Genomic DNA, 15,869 nt, shown 5'->3' with positions numbered 1-15,869 from the left:
TGCGCCCCGGAAGGAGTGAGTTTTGTGCCCCGGCCTACGCCGCGCGTGCCTCGCTGTGCGGCTCCAGCCATCACGTCCTCCTGCCCCCGTCCCACTCCGACGGTTGCCGGACGCGGCTCTCTGGTGCTCTGACCTGCCCACACACCCCGTAGTCCCCGCGCGCTGCGGTATACGGGGGCCTCTTCGGCGAGGCCCGCTCGGCCTGCTCTTGCTGTCATGACCGACTTCTCAGCAAGGAGCCCTCCGGGTGTCCAGTACCAACAACACTCGCTCCAATACCCCCCACACCGTTCTCGTCGGCACTTTCACCTGTGCGTGGTGCGGCCTGACGGTGTCCGCCGCCACTGGCGACGGCACACGGCGAAACCACTGCCCGTCGTGCCTGCACTCGCAGCACGTTCTCGACCATGTCGAGGGTGGCTCCAGCGAATGCCAGGGCCGGATGTCGCCCATCTCCGTCGCCGTGCTGCGCACCGGCGGCTGGATGGTCATCCACCGTTGCGTGCGCTGCGACGAGCTGACCTCCAACCCGATCTGCACCGACGACAACCAGCTCATCCTGATGCGCATGGCCGTGCGGCCGCTGGCACAACCACCGTTCCCGCTCGAAGCATTCGGCGACCTGTAAAAACTGGAAGGAGGAAGACCCCCCATGCCCGGACGAGCGAACAACTCCAGCAGACGTACGCGGAGAACACGGCGGCCACAGCGGCACAAGGACGTCCTGCACCGCCAGGGAGGGCACCGGCGACACGAGTTCAGGTGTGTGGGCTGCCGCCTGGATGTGTCCTTGGATGCGCCCGGCACCAGCCACCGCAACCACTGCCCGAACTGCCTGGCCAGCCTGCACGTCGACCTCCGGATCCCGGGGGACCGGGCAGCAGCCTGCCGTGGACGGATGGAAGCGCTGAGCATGTCGGTACGGCCCGATGGTGAGTGGGTGATCATCCACCTGTGCCAGTCCTGCGGTGAGCTCAGCGCCAACCGGATCGCCGGCGACGACAACGCACTGAAACTGGTGCGCCTCGCCCTGAAACCGCTGAGAGACACCAGCTTCGCCCACCGCACGCTGCTCCAACTGTGACCTGAGCAGCACCTCGCGGCCCTCACACCGCAGAACCGGGGCAGGCGCCGCCTGTTCCAGTTCTGCGGCGCTCTGCACCCTGCTCGCGCGGGTGTGGCATCAAGGCCGCACGAAGGGGCGAAGCGTACGAGCGCGGATGTGCCCATACGCTTCGCCCCTTCTCCAGGTCTCAGAGCACTGTCAGTGCCGCCTGCCGCCGTCAACGCCCCCTGCCAGTCGGTGCGTCCGCGTGGTCGGCGCAGCAGCGTGAGGCGTACTCCAACGGACAGGGCGCATCTACCAACCTGTTCGCCGTCGCCGCCCGGTCGAACGGGCGCAAGGCCGATCTGTCCCGACCGAGTGGCTGCCACTTGCCGCGCTGAGATGCTCCCCGCCCTCCCCTTCAACGGCCGATGGAGAGAGGCGGTCCCTGGGAAGCTCATTGATCCCCCAGAACCCGGCCTGGATCATGTGATCGTGAAAAGAGGAGCAAGCGCAGAGACCAGTGTCGCAACCCAACGCCGATACTCCTGACCTTCACCGGGCGGAGGCCAGGATCACAGCTGCCCCGCCGGTCACTGCACCTGTACCGGCGCTGCTCAGGGCCTTGGACCTGGCGGCCTCGCGCCCCTCCGGAGCACCCGCGCGTCGGCGGGGACGACTGCCACCGAAGTTCGGATGGCACGGGCCGTACCTGTCGTGAGAAGTGGTGACCGGAGGGTTGCGGGCCCGCCGGACCGTCGTCGGCCTTCAGCCGAGTTGCTCGGCCAGTCCGACGATGATGCCCTCAGGACCGCGGACATAGCAGAGCCGGTAACTGTCCTTGTACTGTGCCAGCTCGCCCACGAGCTCGGCGCCGCGGGTGCGTAGGCGGGCAACGGTGTCCTCGATGTCGTCGACGGCGAACATGACGCGGTGCGTGCCCAGAGTGTTGTGCGGCCGGTTGCGCGGCCCGTCGCTGATCGCCTCGGGGCTGTGGTACTTCGCCAGCTCGAGTCGGCTGTGACCGTCAGGGGTCCGGACCATCGCGATGTCACAGCGGACGCCGTCGAGTCCGGTGCACTGGTCGGCGACGAGGCCCTCGACCTCCGCCCTGCCCTCCAGCTGCATACCGAGTTCCACGAAGAACGCGATGGCGGCGGCCATGTCTTCGACGACGATGCCGACGTTGTCCATCCGCTGAATCGCCATGCTGGTTTCTCCTTCTTCCGTGTGCGGCCGGGTGGTGGCCGCTGATGTCCCTGGGACGGAGCCAGCGGCACGTTCTCGACATCCTCCGCTACGAATCTCAGCGAGCGGCCCGCACCGCTCAAATTTCGTTGGCACACGTCATGGCTCGGTGGCACAAGGCAGCCAGAACGGACCAGAACGGAGAGGAAACACGATGACCGCCCCCGTACCGCCCACCAGCGAGCCGGACACATCAGCGCGCACGTGTCCCGGCGACCGCATCGGCCCGTGTTCCACGTGTCATAGGCCGACCCGCAAATACGGCTCCGGGGCCCGCTTCCCGCTGTGCGAGCTGCGACGCCAAGGCAGTCCAGCGCTGGGGGAGGACGCTCCGCGCCACCTGAGTCGGGCTGAGCGGTGAGGGGGTTCGAGCCGGGAGACAAGGCGGCTGAACCGGCCGATCTGGCGGATAGATGCGGCCATCCTTGCTGCTGGCGGTCATCATCGTCGTGCGGCTGCGCCGTAGGACCGAGGCGCGCAGCCGCGACGACGAGAAGCTGACCGTGCTGATCGTCCTTGTCTTCGGCGTCCTCGTCGCGCCGACCGGGTTCGGGCAGGGCGTGCTCGACGTCGTGGGGCAGCCGGCCTCCGGCATCAACGACGCCGGCCGCTGACCGCCCCCTCGCGCGCTGCTCGCGCTTCCGGGGTGGCAGGGGCACCCTGGAGGAGTGAGCCGTGCGCCCATCGTCGTGCATCGGCCTTCGATCTCCGGGGGCCGACGGGTCAGCGTGCGCCGCCACGGCCGGGACGAAATCCTCGGCACCGCCTACAGCGATCACGACGTGGTGGTGTTCCTCGAAGGCACCGGCATCGACGACGCGGAGGCCGTTCTGGACGACGGGCGGTGGGTGGAATGGCGCGGCGGCCCGGCTCACGATTTCCGTGCCGCTTGACCCATAGGCGCACACAGAGCGAGCGTGCTTGGAAGGCATCAGGCATGACCGGGACGCTGCCGGAGCCGATGCTCACCACACCGGTTGCCCGTCCCGACCTGCCACCCGGAGTCGCCGCTGAGCCGAAATGAGTTCCGTTCATCCTGAAGCCGCAGGTCAAGAGGCTGGTGTGATCGGTCGCCGGGATGCTCATGCTGATCGTGGGCGCTGTCCGCGGCGAAGATCGTCTGTCAGTGGCCGGCGGCACGGCCTTTGATCATCAGGCTGAACCCGGGCCCGGGAGGAGGTCGACGTCGTCGGCGTGCATCGGCTCTCCGCAATGACTGCAGCGCGGGTCGACGTGGCCGATCTGCCCGCAGGCATGGTGGCGGTACAGGACGGGAGGCCCGGCCTCGCCGGCGAGCCAGCGGTCACCCCACCGCGCCATCACCATGAGCGTCTCGACGAGGTCGGCGCCCTTGGCGGTGAGGTGGTACTCGTAGCGGGGGCGGGCGTCGTAGGGCAGCCGCTCGAGTACGCCCTGTTGGACCAGGTAGTTGAGCCGTTCGGTGAGTACCTTGCGGGAAATCCCGAGGTCGGCCTGGATGTGGGCGAAGCGGTGCACCCCGGCCCACACGTCGCGCAGGATCAGCGGCGACCAAGGCTCGCCGATCACGTCCAAGGTGCGCGCGATGGAACACGTCATCCGTCCGAACTGCGTTCGCTGCATGGCGGCAATCTAGCAAGTTGAGTTCCCTTAGGGAACCTTGAGTGCTACCGTCCTCGGCGTCTCTTAAAGAATCACCGAAAGGGATCCGATGACCTTCATCAGGCGTTTCGACCACGTCGGCATCACCGTCGCCGACCTCGACGCCGTGACGGCGTTCTTCGTCAGCCTCGGTCTGGAGGCCGATCGGAAGATGGCCGTCGAAGGGGAGTTCCTGGACACGGTGATCGGCATGACCGACGCCCGCACTGAGATCGTCATGCTGAGACCGCCCGGCGGAGGCACGACGCTGGAGCTCTCGAGTTTCACGCGGCCGGACCACCTCCCGGGTTCGCCTGCCGCGCCGGCCAACGAGCTGGGCCTGCGCAGCGTCGCCTTCGAGGTGCACGACCTCCAAGCCGCGGTCGACCAGGCCGCAGTCGCCGGCTACGGCCTGGTGGGAGGCATGGGCGAATACGAGGGCGTGTGGCGGATGGCCTACGTCCGCGGGCCCGAAGGAATCATCGTCTCGCTGGCCGAGCGCATTCAGAAGTAGCGAGAAGTAGGGAGACATCATGAGCACGACCGTGACCGACGAACAGATTCAGGCACTGGCCGCGACCGCGAAGCCCTACAGCCTGGCGCTCCTTCAGTGGGGGCAGGAGCGGACCATGGACGGCGCGGACGCGATCGAACTGGAACACCAGCGACGCATGGTGTCGCTGCGCGCTGAGGGGGTGATCGCGATCCTGTGTCCGGTCGCCTCCGACACTGTGGCCGGCGTCGCAATCATGACCGTGCCGACCGAGGAAGCCGCGGAGATCATGGCCGGGGACCCCTGCGTGCGAGCGGGGATGATGCGTTTCGAGGTTCACCCGTGCCACGGCTTCCCAGGAGACGCCCTCCCCGCATGAACGTTCAGCCTGGACGTGCTCGTGCTGGTCACGGTGGTGGCGTGGACGGGTGATGTGGTGCTCGCGCTGGTCGTTGGGGCCTGTCTGGGGTGAAGATCGTCGGTCAGCGGGCGATTTCGTGCTGGGTGAGGATCATCAGGGGCCGGACGAGTCGGGTGGCCCACTTCACGTCGAGGCGGAGCTTGGTCGGCACGCGCGAGTTCTTCACGTGGCGAACGCGTGCTCGCATACCGCTCGTTTCGCGGCGATGAGCTGGTTGACCAGCTTCTTTGCGGGCGGGAGCTTTTTACCCCTGGGCTTCTTGTAACCGGTGATGACCGCCGGGTCGGCGTCCGGGCCGCGGTCGTCGTCCAGGCCGACGAAGCCGAGGTCGGCGATCGCGGCCAGGCCCGCCGCGCGGAGACGGCCAACCAGGTCGTCGTGGCGGCAGGCGGTGATCTCCGAACCGTGGGCGGGCCGGGCTGTGGAGGTCCACGACAGCCGCCCGCGCACGTCGGTCAGCGCGATGACCAGCAGCCCGTGCCGTTTATCCCTGGCCGACCAGCGACGCTTGATGGGCAAGCCCGCTCGGCGCTCGCCGGGTATCAGCGATCCGTCGAGGAGGACCATGCCCCCGCCCTCCCAGACGATCTTCGCCAGCACCCGCTGAAGCCGCGGCGCCTTCGCGGCCAGCACCTCGATCATCTCCTTCAGCCACCGGTCCACGGTGGTGCGCGAGACGTCGTTGCCGCCGGCGAGGTCGGCCAGGCGCTGACCCCATCTGGTACCCATCTCCGATCACGAACGCGTATGCGCGGTGCTCGCCCGGACAATCTGAGGAGCCGTTGCCGTGCCGGCCGAGCTGAGGCGCCAGGGCCAACACGACGGCCTCAGCCAGGACGAGCCATCCCGCCGGCCGACACCGCACGCGCATGCGCCTGGTGCCGACCCGCAGGCCGGAGGCGGCGATGCGGCGTGCACCGCCTGAGCGGCGGGGGAAGAGGAACAGACAAGGGCGCGGCCCCGCCACCCGCCACGACAAGACCGCAACCGTCCACCTCCCCGCACCCCACCTCACACCGACCTTCATCTGGTCCGCGAAGCGCCCCGGAGGAAACGCCTCGGGCGGAACCGGCCCGATACCCGCAAAGCCCCAGTTCATCGCGGCTCTCAACCTTCTGTGAGGGCCTGGCACTATCCCGTCGAAACCTGTCTCTGGCGCCACTGGGCGATCACAGCGGCAGCCGGTTGACTTCGCAGCATCCGAGGGAAAACGACCCTGAAGGAACATCCATGCACATCCAGGTTGTCTTGTACGACGGCTTCGACCCGCTCGATGCCATTGCTCCCTACGAGGTGCTGTACGCCGGCGGCTCGGCGTCGGACGGCGCGGTGACAGTCGAACTGGTCACTGCCGAGGGCCCCCGCGAGGTGATCAGCGGCACCGGAGGACTGACGCTGCGCGCCGCCGGTGTCCTCGACCCCCAGCGTGCGGACATGCTTCTGGTGCCCGGGGCCTCCGGCCGTGTGGGCGAACCCGGCGAGGTCCCGGAAGAAGAGGTGGGCGCCGGTGAGTGGCGGCAGGACGAATTCATCCCGGTGCTGCTGGGCCGCACGCTGACCACTGAGCTTCCCGCGCTCCTCAAGCAGGCGATGGACGACCCGGACACCACGGTTGCCACCGTCTGCGGTGGCTCGCTCGTCCTGGCCCTGGCGGGCCTGCTGGAGGGACGTCACGCCACCACCCACCACATGGGTCTCGACATGCTGGACGCCACCGGGGCCCACGTGGTCCGCGCGCGCATCGTGGATGACGGCGACCTGGTCACCGGCGCTGGTGTCACCTCGGGGCTCGACCTGGGCCTCTACCTTCTGGAGCGCGAGGTGGGGCCCCGCGTCGCGCACGCCGTCGAAGAACTCTTCTCCTACGAGCGGCGCGGCACTGTCTGGCGCGCCCAGGGACCGGTGCCCACCACCCTCTGAGCCTCGGCCCTTCGCAGACCGAGGCGCTCACCATCCCCTTGCACAGTCAGGAACACCCACATGTCCGTTGATGGCACCTGGAACCTGTCCATCTCCACCCCCATCGGCAAAATCAAGGCCGTCGTCGAACTCCGTGAGCGGGACGGCCTCCTGACCGGTGTCGCCCACGGCGCCGGCGAGGACGTACCACTCGGTGACCTCTCCCTCGACGGCGACCGGCTCACCTGGACCCAGGCCATCACCAAGCCCATGCGGCTTGACCTGGTGTTCGACGTGAGGGTCGACGGCGACATCCTCCAGGGCACCTCCAAGGCCGGCCGCCTTCCGTCTTCGAAGGTTACCGGCGAGCGCCGGACCGCCCCGGAGTACCAGCAGTGACCAAGCACTTTCTGTCCCTTGCACGTACTGGCCGCCATCGTTGCCGTCGGCCGGGTCTCTGGCGATGTGGCCCGCGCCCGGGCGAAAACACCGCCGTGGTCACGGAGGGCTGTACGCCGCCGTCTCAAAGGGCAGGTTAGAAGCGGATCAGATGCGGCGGGCCCTGGCATCGGTGCTCTTGCCGCGGGCGGCGGACGGCCGGCTGGTCCTGGCCGTCGAAGTCACGTGCTGGCTGCGGCCGGACGCCCAGACATCACCGGAGCGGCCCCTGTTCCACACCTACGGCCGGGGCAAAGACCAGCCTATTCCCGTTCCCGGGTGGCTGTACTCGATCGTCTGTGCGCTGGAGCCTGGTCGCAGCTCGTGGACCGCCCCGCTAGATGCTCTGCGTCTGGCGCCTGGGGACGACACCGCCACAGTCACCGCCCGACGGTTGCGCGAACTGGTTGAGTGGCTGATCACCACAGGCCAGTGGCAGGTCGGCGACCCGGACGTCCTCGCCATCGCGGATACCGGACACGACGCACCTCGTCTGGCCCATCTCCTGGGGGATCTGCCGGTTCAGGTCCTGGCCAGGATGCGTTCGGACCGTGTCCTGCGCAGGCCGGCCCCGCCGCGGCAGCCTCACACCATGGGCCGGCCGCCCCGGCACGGCGGCGAGTTCGTCCTCGGGCAGCCCGCCACCTGGGGCACCCTGGACACCGAAACTGTGACCGACATGCGCCGCTATGGCACCGTCACCGCACGCTCCTGGAACCGGCTCCATCCCAAGCTCACCCACCGTTCTTCCTGGGCCACGGTCGACGGCTCACTCCCTGTCGTCGAGGGGACCGTGATTCGCCTGGACATCGATCGTCTGCCCAGCGGAGCCACCCGAAGCCGGTCTGTCTGTGGCGGGCGGGCACGGACGCCACCGAAGCGGACAGCGATCGACTCCGGCATGCATACCTGCGTCGTTTCGACATCGAGCACACCTTCCGCCTGTTCAAGGAGCCACTCGGCGGACGTGGCCGACGGTCCGCACCCCCGAGGCGGCGGACCGCTGGACCTGGCTGATCCTCGCTGACTACACCCAACGGCGACTGGCTCGGCCACTCGCAGCCGACCGACGTCGCCATGGGAGGGGCCCGTTTTCTCAGACAGGCTGACCCCGGCAGGTGTTCGCCGCGACTTCCGGCACATCCGCCAACAAGAAGTCGCCCACTCCGCGACCTCGCCGCACAGGTTAAAGATCAGGCCAGTCGTCGTTCGGCAGGTACCACCCGTGCCTGCGATGCCCGGGCTCTGGGTGGGTTCGGATTCTCGAAGGCTTCGGTTGCGCGGCGCGTCATCTCTTCGTCGTAGTGGTGCAGCTCGTCGTGGAGTTCCGACGCCTCGTTGTCATTCCGCTAGATACGTAACGCTGTCCCAGCGCGTCGCGCTCGTCTTCGAGTTCCGCGTCGGACACCGGGCGGAGGCTACCGGGGCCACGCGCGATGGAGTCGAAGATGCCCTGCCCATGCGTTGATGTTGTCACGCTGGGGGCTGCCGCCGCGCCGTTGTCTGCCAATACTGCCTACGGCCTCCAGCAGCCCTCTGATCACCACGGGGTTGGTGTTCGCGCTGGTCGCGATCTGCTCGGAGGTGGCGACCTCACGGCCCTGGCGCTGGTAGAGGCCGATCCAGGCCAGCGCGTGGGCGGCGACGGTCAGCCTGCTGTTGGCGCTCATGGGCCGCTCCTCTCGACCACAACGCTTCATGCTGCGGTAGCAGGCCGCGCTTTGGGTCGGGGCTCCGGTCCACGTCTCGTGCCGTGATGATCGCCGTGTGGCGCGTGGGGATCTCTCTGATGAGCAGTGGTCGGTGCTGGAGTCGTTGCTGCCTGCGGCGGGTGTGAGTCGCAGGTGGCCAGGGCGGCGACGGTTGGTGGATGGGGTGCGCTGGCGGGTGCGGACCGGTGTTCCATGGCGTGACCTGCCGCGTGAGTACGGGCCCTGGCAGACCGTGTACGGGCTGTTCCGGCGATGGCAGCGGCAGGCGGTGTGGGCGAGGCTGCGGACGCTGTTACGGGCCCGGGCCGAAGGGGCCAAGCTGATCACCTGGGAGGTCAACGTCGACTCCGCGATCTGCCGGGCCCACCAGCACGCGGCCGGCGCCCGCCGGGACGGCGCAGGGCAGAAGGAACCGCCTGGTGGTATCGCCACCGAGCCCGACGACCACGGGCTGGGCCGGTCAAGGGGTGGGTTCACCACGAAGATTCACCTGGCCTGCGAGCAGGGTCAGAAGCCATTTTCGCTCCTCATCACCGCGGGGCACCGGCACGACAGCCCACAGTTCCAGCCGGTCCTGGAGGCCGTACGGGTGCCTCGGATCAGTTCTGGCCGGCTGTGATCCCGGCCTACTGACCTTTCCGTTGAGTTGTCTCTGGGCTGACAACGCGAGATCCCTGCGGTATGCCGTGGCCCATGACACGATCCTGCCCGACAGATCTTGCCGTGGGCGGATACCGCCCGTATGCGACCTGATCCTCCGGCCAGCTCCTAGCTAGCGCTGAGTCAACACGGCGATGATGACGACGACGATGCCGAGGACGACGAGCCAGCCTGTTGCAGAAGCTGTCTCGTTGCTCTTCCGCTGTCGCTCTCTCAGCCCCTCGGCCGCGTAGACGTCCTGAATGGTGATGCGTCCGTCTTTGCCGCTCCCCTTGACCTGGTCGAGGTCTACGCCCCGTTCCGCCGCTCGGGCACGGGCGGCTTCGGTGGCCTGTGGTGGGGAATCCTTCCGCTGGACCACGGTCGTCCGGTCGGCGATGACCTCGGTGCGCGTCGGGGGTGTGTCGAGCATCCGGAGCGCTTCGGTGACCGTGGGCCGGCGGCGCGGGTCCTTGTCCAGGAGCCCGGTGATCAAGGGGGCGAGTGGTCCCGCCTTGCGGAGTGCCGGCGGCGATTCTCCGAGCAGGGCCGTTAGTGTCTCGTTGGGATGGGCCCTGCGGAATGGCGAGATGCCCTCAGTGGCCTGGTAAAGCATTGCGCCTAGCGAGAACAAGTCTCCGGCGGGTAGGTCCTCGCCGTTGAAACGCTCGGGTGCCATGTACTCCAGCGAGCCGATGATCGCCCCGGTGTCGGTAAGGGAGGTGTCGGTGGTGTGGACGGCTATACCGAAGTCGGTGAGCAAGTAGTCGCCGTCGTCGGTCATCATCACGTTCGCGGGTTTGACATCGCGGTGGACGATCCCGGCGTCGTGTGCTGCGGCGAGGGCGCGGAGCAGGCACCGAGCAGCGCGCACGGCCTCCCCGACCGGCAATGTGCCCCGGGTGGCAAGGTGTTGTTCCAGGGAGTGGCCGTCGACGAGACGCATCACCATCCATGGCCGGTCATCCTGGGTGACCATGTCGTGTACGGCAACAATGTGTGGCCGGTCGCGGAGGGCGGCTGCATTGCGGGCTTCCCTGCGCGCCCTGACAAGCCGCGCGGCATGTTCCTGCGGCGATGTGGCGGGCGGCAGATACACCTCTTTGACGGCAACGCCCAGTTCCAGCTGGAGGTCGCGGGCCTTCCACACGACGCCGAATCCACCGCGGGCAAGCGCCGTGTCGAGCCGGTACCGTCCGCCGATCACCGTGCCCGGCCGTGCCTCACGCACCGGCATCACCTGCCCGTCCCACATCGCCCCGTATTGACGAGGCCGCTCATGGACGACTACACACCGCTGGCCGCCCACTGGGCCGCGCACGGCTTCGTCGTCGTCCAGCCCACCCACCTCGACTCCCTCGGCCTCGCCCTGGACGACCCGCGCACTCCACGGGTGTGGCGCATCCGCACCGACGATCTGACCGGCGTCCTGGACCACCTGGACACCATCGAGGCCGAGGTGCCCGGCCTCGCCGGCCGCATCGACCACAACCGCGTCGCCGTCGCAGGACACTCATGGGGTGCCCAGTCGGCGAGCATCCTGGTAGGCGCGCGGGTCGTGGACGCCGACGGCACGCCCGGCGAGAGCATGGCCGACCCGCGGTGCGGGCCGCGGTCCTGCTGTGCCTGCCCGGCACCGGCGGCGACGACCTGTCCCCGCTGGCCGCCCAGTACTTCCCCTTCATGAGCCCGGACTTCTCCGAGCTCAAGGCCCCGAGCCTGATCGTGGCCGGCGACCGGGACCAGTCCCCGCTGACGGTGCGCGGCCCGGACTGGTTCACCGACGGCTACCACCTCAGCCCGGGCGCCACCGATCTGCTGACCCTCTTCGGGGCCGAGCACGGCCTCGGCGGCATCCAGGGCACCTTCGACACGCGCACCACCGACGAGAACCCCGAGCGCGTCGCACTCGTCCAGCAGGCCACCCTGGTTTACCTGCGCACGGCTCTCGGTCTGGACGCCCAGGCGTGGCCCGCTGCCCGGGAGGCCCTCACCGCGGCCGCCGAGCCGCTGGGCAGGATCGACTCGAAGTGACCGGCTCCCTCTGGCCGGCCCGTCGGCCCAGCTTCGGCATCATGACCCCGCCGTCCCAGGTCGGCTATGCGGACCTGCTGCGGGTCTGGCGCGAGGCGGACGGCATCCCGCAGATCGAGCACGCCTGGCTGTTCGACCACCTCATGCCGCTCGGCGGCGACCCGAACGGTCCCACTTTCGAGGCGTGGACGCTGCTGTCCGCGCTGGCGGCCCGGACCGAGCGGTTGCGTCTCGGCGTGATGGTCACGAGCAACCGGTTCCGTCCGCCGGCCATGCTGGCCAAGATCGCCGCCACGGTCGACGTCGTCTCCGGCGGCCGGCTGGAGTTCGGCATCGGCGCGGGCTCACGCACCGACGTGCCCTGGGCCCGGCGTGAGTACGACGCTCACGGCCTGCCCTACCACGACGCCGCCCACGCGGTCGGCGCTCTCGCCGAGGCATGCACCCTCATCCGACGGCTGTGGACCGCCACCGAGCCGTTCGACTTCCCGGGCGACCACTACCGACTCGAGGGCGCTTTCTGCGCCCCGGGGCCCGTGCAGCGGCCCCATCCGCCGCTGGTGATCGGCGGCCAGGCCACCCGGACGCTGCGGGTCGTCGCCGAACACGCGGACCGGTGGAACATGCCCGGCGGCAGCATCGACCACGCGATCGAGGTCAGCGCCAGGCTGGACCGGCTGTGCGCCGAGATCGGCCGGGACCCGGCCGAGATCACCCGATCCATCGTCCTGCCAATCTCCTACGACCGGCCCGACGACACCCGCCAGGCCGCCCGCGAGGCGCTGGACGGCGGGTTCGACCACATCGTGCTCGGGCTGAGCGCGCCCTATCCGGCGGGGGTGGCGCGCTGGGTCGCCGACACCTTCACCGACACAAGCAACCCCGCACCGAGGAGCCCACGTTGACCACACATCCGCCGATCGATCCCGAACTCGCCCCGGTGCTGGCGGTGGTGCAGCAGCACGTGTCGCCGACCGTCACCCCCGGGGACATCGGGGCGCTGCGGGCCAACCCCGCGTTCGCCGTCCTGGACGAGGAGTTGACACGCGACGGCACCGTGGAACTGCGGGAGTTCTCCGCCCCGGGGCCCGCAGGCGCCCCCGAGGTCCCGATGCTCGTCCTCCGGCCCGCCGGGCTGGCGCCCCAGGCGCCCGTCATCTACTACATGCACGGCGGCGGCATGATCATCGGCAACAACCGGACCGGCCTCGGCAATGTGCTGGACTGGGCCGTCGACAACGGCGCGGTCGTGGTGTCGGTGGACTACCGGCTGGCGCCGGAACATCCCGACCCTGCTCCGATCGAGGACTGCTACGCGGGCCTGCTGTGGCTACACCAGCACACCGCCGACTTCGGCGGTGACGCCGGCCGCGTCATCGTCGCCGGTACGAGCGCCGGCGGGGGACTTGCCGCCGGTGTGGCCCTGCTCGCCCGCGACCGCGGCGGTCCTCGGCTGCTGGCTCAGATGCTGATGTGCCCGATGCTCGACGACCGGCTCCTGACACCGAGCAGCCAGGAACTGGAAGGCGAGGGCATCTGGGACGCCACCAGCAACGAGACCGGGTGGAACGCGCTGCTCGGCGCGCGCAGGGGCGGCGACGACGTCAGCGTCTACGCGGCACCGGCCAGGGCGACGGACCTGGCCGGCCTGCCCACCGCGTTCGTCGACGTCGGCTCGGTGGAGACCTTCCGCGACGAGGCCGTCGACTACGCCGCCCGGCTGGTGCAGGCCGGCGTCCAGTGCGAACTGCACCTGTGGCCGGGCGCCTTCCACGGATTCGACGCGATGGCCCCGCAGGCCGCCCTGTCACGGACCGCGTCCGCTACCCGGGCAGCCTGGATGCGACGGCTCCTCGGCCGGACCAACGGCGAGTGACAGGACGTCCCCCTCGCCGCGCCCCCATCCCGCCCCTGGTGGTGGTCCACTCCGCGGCCCGCGGACACAGGGCACACCTCGTCCCCGCCACGGCAGCCTCCGCGTACGACAACCCGGCACCCGCGCAAGCCGCGCCCGGACGGGCCTGCCGGACAATCATGGGGCGGGCGGAACGCGGAGTGTCCGACGCCCCTTCCCGGCGGGACACCGCATGCGCACAGCCTCTCTCATCGGTCACGGCGTCGTCCCCCATTCGTTCATCTTCCCGGGCCGGGGGGGGGCGGCGATGGTGCCGTCCATGGACGTATTCGAGGGTCGGCCCGTCCATGGCCGAGGCGATCACGGAAACCGGCCGTCGCCTCGGCGACGGCCAGGACGGGACCAAGCCCGGTCCCGAACTGTGGAGTTGTTCGGCGCGGTGCGCCTCGCCGGGGTCGTAGACGAGGCGGTCGAGGTCGCGCGGCGGTTCGCGCCTGACCTCGTCGTGCACGACACCGTCGACGCGATGGGCCACGCTGATCGCCGCCGTGCTCGGCATTCCCCTGGCCGAGCACCGCATCACCGGACCGATGCCCGAGCAGTTGCTGCGGGCGATGGCCGATCGGGCGGAGGGTGAGTACAGGGCACGCGGTGTCGCACGCCCCGCGCCGATCGCGGTGGTGGACCCGTATCCCGACGCGGGGCCTGCCCAGGGCCAGTGCGGCCGGCAGTGTGCCCGTCCCGCCCGCGCTCACCACCACGTCCACCGAGGGCAGCAGCCGCGCCAGCGGTACGAAGCCGACCGTGTGGAGCCTGTGCCGCAGGCTCTCGTCGACGTCGAACTCGCCAGGTTCGACCGTGGCGAGTACGGACACACCAGTGCTCGCGATCGACCGCACCAGCGACCCCATCGCGGCGGGGTCCTGCACCGAGGTGCCGAAAGTCACCGCGGCGACCGGTCCGCCGGGTGCGGGCAGGGCTCGTCCACCGTCCGTTGCGCTGTGGGGTTCCGGACGGAGTGGAAGACGGCCGGGGGAGTCGTCGCGTTCCGCCTTTGGTTGCAGCATCGCCGTGGAGATCGAGGACCTCGCGTCGGCGGGCGACGCGGTGCGCAGGTGATCTCCGACCCCTCGTACGTCCGAACGGCGAAGGCGGTCGCGGAGGAACTCGCCGACCTCGACGACGCGAACCGGGTCGACAAGGCCCTCCTGAACCGGCTCTGACCCGTCACCACTGCTGCCGGGGACATAGAACGCCCCGGCCTACCGGCCGAGGCCCGGCAGCGCACGCCGGATCTCGGCCGGGCGACTTCCGGGCGCCGGGGCCGGCCAGGGAGAATGTGAGGCAGTTTCTTCGCCGAACCAGGTGATCACGGGCTGGGACACTCGCGCGGCGGGTTCACCACCACACTGCACCTGGCCGTCGCGCAGGGGCAAAAGTCCACGTCGAACGTGGTGACCAGTGGGCAGCGCGGAGGACTCACCGCGGTTCGAACCCGTCTTGGAAAAGATCCGCGTGCCCGGCATCGGGCCGGGGCGGCCACGTGTCCGTCCCCATCGGATCCGCGCTGACAAGCGCCCTGCGGACCGATCTGGGCCGCCGGGCACCGATCTCGGCCGCGAGCAGGGCATGTGTACCCCAGGCCGGATCGCGAGCGGATACGCGAGTACGTGTCCGCGAACCTGTGCCGGCGCACCGGCCGCTCGGTGTCATCGACACCGTGGCCGCAGCGGTCGACTCGGAGGAAAGCAGGACAGCGTGACCGAGATCGGAAGCGCTGTGGACCGGCTGGAGGAGACCGCCGTGCCGGCTGATCTGCCCGGATGACCCTCGGCGGGCGCGGTGCCGGTGTTCGCGAACGGACTCCGTGCCGGACCCTGCTACGCGGGTTCGGGCTTGTGTCCTTCCAGGGCCTTCACCAGGAGCGCGTGGAGTTGCCGGCGCTCGTCCTCGTCCAGGCTCGACAGCAGTTCGGCCTGGGCCTTGTCCGCGTTCCGCTGGATCTGTTCGAGATAGCGCCTGCCGGCCTGGTTGATGGTGACGAGGTTGCGACGCCGATCGGCTGGATCGGCCTGGCGGTCGAGGTGACCGCCGGTTTGGAGCCGGGTCACGATGCCGCTGACGTCGTTGCGGTCGAGGCCGAGCCGCCTGCCGAGATCGGCCTGGCTGAGTGCGCCGTACTCCTCCAGTGCGGCGAGGACAGCGAAGTCGGAGCGCGCCGTCAGAGGCATGTACCTCGCCGTCATGCGGGCCCCGATCGTGGAGACCCTGCTCGCCTGCCAGCTCGTGAGTGCCCGCAGTCGTGCCGGTGGCTGGAGGTCGCCGTTCGCACCACTCATGGACTCACTATAAACGTTGGTCGCCCCAACCGATCGGTGTTACGTTGGGCAAGCCAACGTTGGACGGCCCAACGCAAGGAGTCGGCGGGATCTGCTGTCGACCCCGACTTGGCCGAAGGAGCATCC

At 69.4% G+C, this 15,869-nt stretch carries 16 protein-coding genes and 3 pseudogenes; 13 read left to right on the top strand and 6 right to left on the bottom strand.

Features of this window, described 5'->3' with window-relative positions:
* Nucleotides 1-247 precede the first annotated feature (247 nt).
* Nucleotides 248-628 (top strand): RNHCP domain-containing protein, encoded by a 381-nt coding sequence (locus ACIRGB_RS09580; RefSeq protein ID WP_403860824.1) that lies wholly within the window; start codon nucleotides 248-250, stop codon nucleotides 626-628.
* Between the two features lie 24 nt (nucleotides 629-652).
* Entirely contained in the window at nucleotides 653-1,084 is a 432-nt protein-coding gene (locus tag ACIRGB_RS09575; protein ID WP_403860821.1) for an RNHCP domain-containing protein, read from the top strand.
* Nucleotides 1,085-1,813: 729 nt separating this feature from the next.
* Here the strand turns inward: ACIRGB_RS09575 and ACIRGB_RS09570 are convergent.
* Nucleotides 1,814-2,254 (bottom strand): VOC family protein, encoded by a 441-nt coding sequence (locus tag ACIRGB_RS09570; protein ID WP_403860818.1) that lies wholly within the window; start codon nucleotides 2,252-2,254, stop codon nucleotides 1,814-1,816.
* A gap of 452 nt (nucleotides 2,255-2,706) precedes the next feature.
* Here ACIRGB_RS09570 and ACIRGB_RS09565 point away from each other — a divergent pair, with 452 nt between their 5' ends.
* Entirely contained in the window at nucleotides 2,707-2,907 is a 201-nt protein-coding gene (locus ACIRGB_RS09565) for a hypothetical protein (protein ID WP_403860815.1), read from the top strand.
* A gap of 54 nt (nucleotides 2,908-2,961) precedes the next feature.
* A complete protein-coding gene (locus ACIRGB_RS09560) occupies nucleotides 2,962-3,186 on the top strand; it encodes a hypothetical protein (protein ID WP_403860812.1) in 225 nt (74 codons plus the stop codon).
* A 259-nt stretch (nucleotides 3,187-3,445) separates the two neighbouring features.
* Here ACIRGB_RS09560 and ACIRGB_RS09555 read toward each other — a convergent pair whose 3' ends face one another.
* Entirely contained in the window at nucleotides 3,446-3,895 is a 450-nt protein-coding gene (locus tag ACIRGB_RS09555; RefSeq protein ID WP_403860809.1) for a winged helix-turn-helix transcriptional regulator, read from the bottom strand.
* 88 nt (nucleotides 3,896-3,983) lie between these two features.
* Between ACIRGB_RS09555 and ACIRGB_RS09550 the strand changes: the two genes are divergently transcribed.
* Both ACIRGB_RS09550 and ACIRGB_RS09545 read left to right on the top strand, forming a co-directional pair.
* A complete protein-coding gene (locus ACIRGB_RS09550) occupies nucleotides 3,984-4,427 on the top strand; it encodes a VOC family protein (protein WP_403860806.1) in 444 nt (147 codons plus the stop codon).
* 19 nt (nucleotides 4,428-4,446) lie between these two features.
* Nucleotides 4,447-4,785 (top strand): hypothetical protein, encoded by a 339-nt coding sequence (locus ACIRGB_RS09545; protein WP_403860803.1) that lies wholly within the window; start codon nucleotides 4,447-4,449, stop codon nucleotides 4,783-4,785.
* 204 nt (nucleotides 4,786-4,989) lie between these two features.
* Here the strand turns inward: ACIRGB_RS09545 and ACIRGB_RS09540 are convergent, their stop codons facing one another.
* The gene (locus ACIRGB_RS09540; RefSeq protein ID WP_403860800.1) at nucleotides 4,990-5,556 is read right to left on the bottom strand and encodes a transposase family protein; all 567 of its coding nucleotides are present in this window, start codon (nucleotides 5,554-5,556) and stop codon (nucleotides 4,990-4,992) included.
* Nucleotides 5,557-6,057: 501 nt separating this feature from the next.
* Here ACIRGB_RS09540 and ACIRGB_RS09535 point away from each other — a divergent pair.
* From ACIRGB_RS09535 to ACIRGB_RS09525, 3 genes and pseudogenes are all read left to right on the top strand, one after another.
* Complete coding sequence (locus ACIRGB_RS09535) at nucleotides 6,058-6,747, top strand: DJ-1/PfpI family protein (RefSeq protein WP_403860797.1); 690 nt, start codon at nucleotides 6,058-6,060, stop codon at nucleotides 6,745-6,747.
* A gap of 60 nt (nucleotides 6,748-6,807) precedes the next feature.
* Entirely contained in the window at nucleotides 6,808-7,125 is a 318-nt protein-coding gene (locus ACIRGB_RS09530; protein ID WP_403860794.1) for a hypothetical protein, read from the top strand.
* A gap of 10 nt (nucleotides 7,126-7,135) precedes the next feature.
* Nucleotides 7,136-8,311, top strand: a pseudogene (locus tag ACIRGB_RS09525) (transposase); the annotation flags it as partial.
* 343 nt (nucleotides 8,312-8,654) lie between these two features.
* On the opposite strand, the pseudogene ACIRGB_RS09520 reads toward ACIRGB_RS09525, so the two are convergent.
* Nucleotides 8,655-8,834, bottom strand: a pseudogene (locus ACIRGB_RS09520) (transcriptional regulator); the annotation flags it as partial.
* A gap of 97 nt (nucleotides 8,835-8,931) precedes the next feature.
* Here ACIRGB_RS09520 and ACIRGB_RS09515 point away from each other — a divergent pair.
* A complete protein-coding gene (locus ACIRGB_RS09515; RefSeq protein ID WP_403860791.1) occupies nucleotides 8,932-9,495 on the top strand; it encodes an IS5 family transposase in 564 nt (187 codons plus the stop codon).
* 153 nt (nucleotides 9,496-9,648) lie between these two features.
* On the opposite strand, the gene ACIRGB_RS09510 is transcribed toward ACIRGB_RS09515, so the two are convergent.
* Nucleotides 9,649-10,746, bottom strand: coding sequence for a protein kinase (locus tag ACIRGB_RS09510; RefSeq protein WP_403860788.1), 1,098 nt, complete (start codon nucleotides 10,744-10,746; stop codon nucleotides 9,649-9,651).
* A 9-nt stretch (nucleotides 10,747-10,755) separates the two neighbouring features.
* Here ACIRGB_RS09510 and ACIRGB_RS09505 point away from each other — a divergent pair.
* The 3 genes and pseudogenes from ACIRGB_RS09505 to ACIRGB_RS09495 all read left to right on the top strand — a co-directional run bounded on the left by ACIRGB_RS09505 (nucleotide 10,756) and on the right by ACIRGB_RS09495 (nucleotide 13,425).
* Nucleotides 10,756-11,549 (top strand): annotated as a pseudogene (locus ACIRGB_RS09505) (alpha/beta hydrolase family protein).
* Between the two features lie 41 nt (nucleotides 11,550-11,590).
* Nucleotides 11,591-12,454 carry an LLM class flavin-dependent oxidoreductase gene (locus ACIRGB_RS09500; RefSeq protein WP_403860785.1) on the top strand — a complete coding sequence of 288 codons (864 nt, stop codon included), beginning with the start codon at nucleotides 11,591-11,593 and terminating at the stop codon, nucleotides 12,452-12,454.
* Nucleotides 12,451-13,425 (top strand): alpha/beta hydrolase, encoded by a 975-nt coding sequence (locus tag ACIRGB_RS09495; protein ID WP_403860782.1) that lies wholly within the window; start codon nucleotides 12,451-12,453, stop codon nucleotides 13,423-13,425. Before ACIRGB_RS09500 ends, ACIRGB_RS09495 begins: the two co-directional genes overlap by 4 nt.
* Nucleotides 13,426-15,284: 1,859 nt before the next feature.
* On the opposite strand, the gene ACIRGB_RS09490 is transcribed toward ACIRGB_RS09495, so the two are convergent.
* Nucleotides 15,285-15,743, bottom strand: coding sequence for a MarR family winged helix-turn-helix transcriptional regulator (locus ACIRGB_RS09490; protein ID WP_403860779.1), 459 nt, complete (start codon nucleotides 15,741-15,743; stop codon nucleotides 15,285-15,287).
* Nucleotides 15,744-15,869: the final 126 nt, after the last annotated feature.

It is taken from the genome of Streptomyces sp. NPDC102490 (assembly GCF_044765285.1).
Classification (GTDB): domain Bacteria; phylum Actinomycetota; class Actinomycetes; order Streptomycetales; family Streptomycetaceae; genus Streptomyces.
Note: the sequence above shows the minus strand (reverse complement) of the source record. Positions and strands in the feature narration are given on the sequence as shown.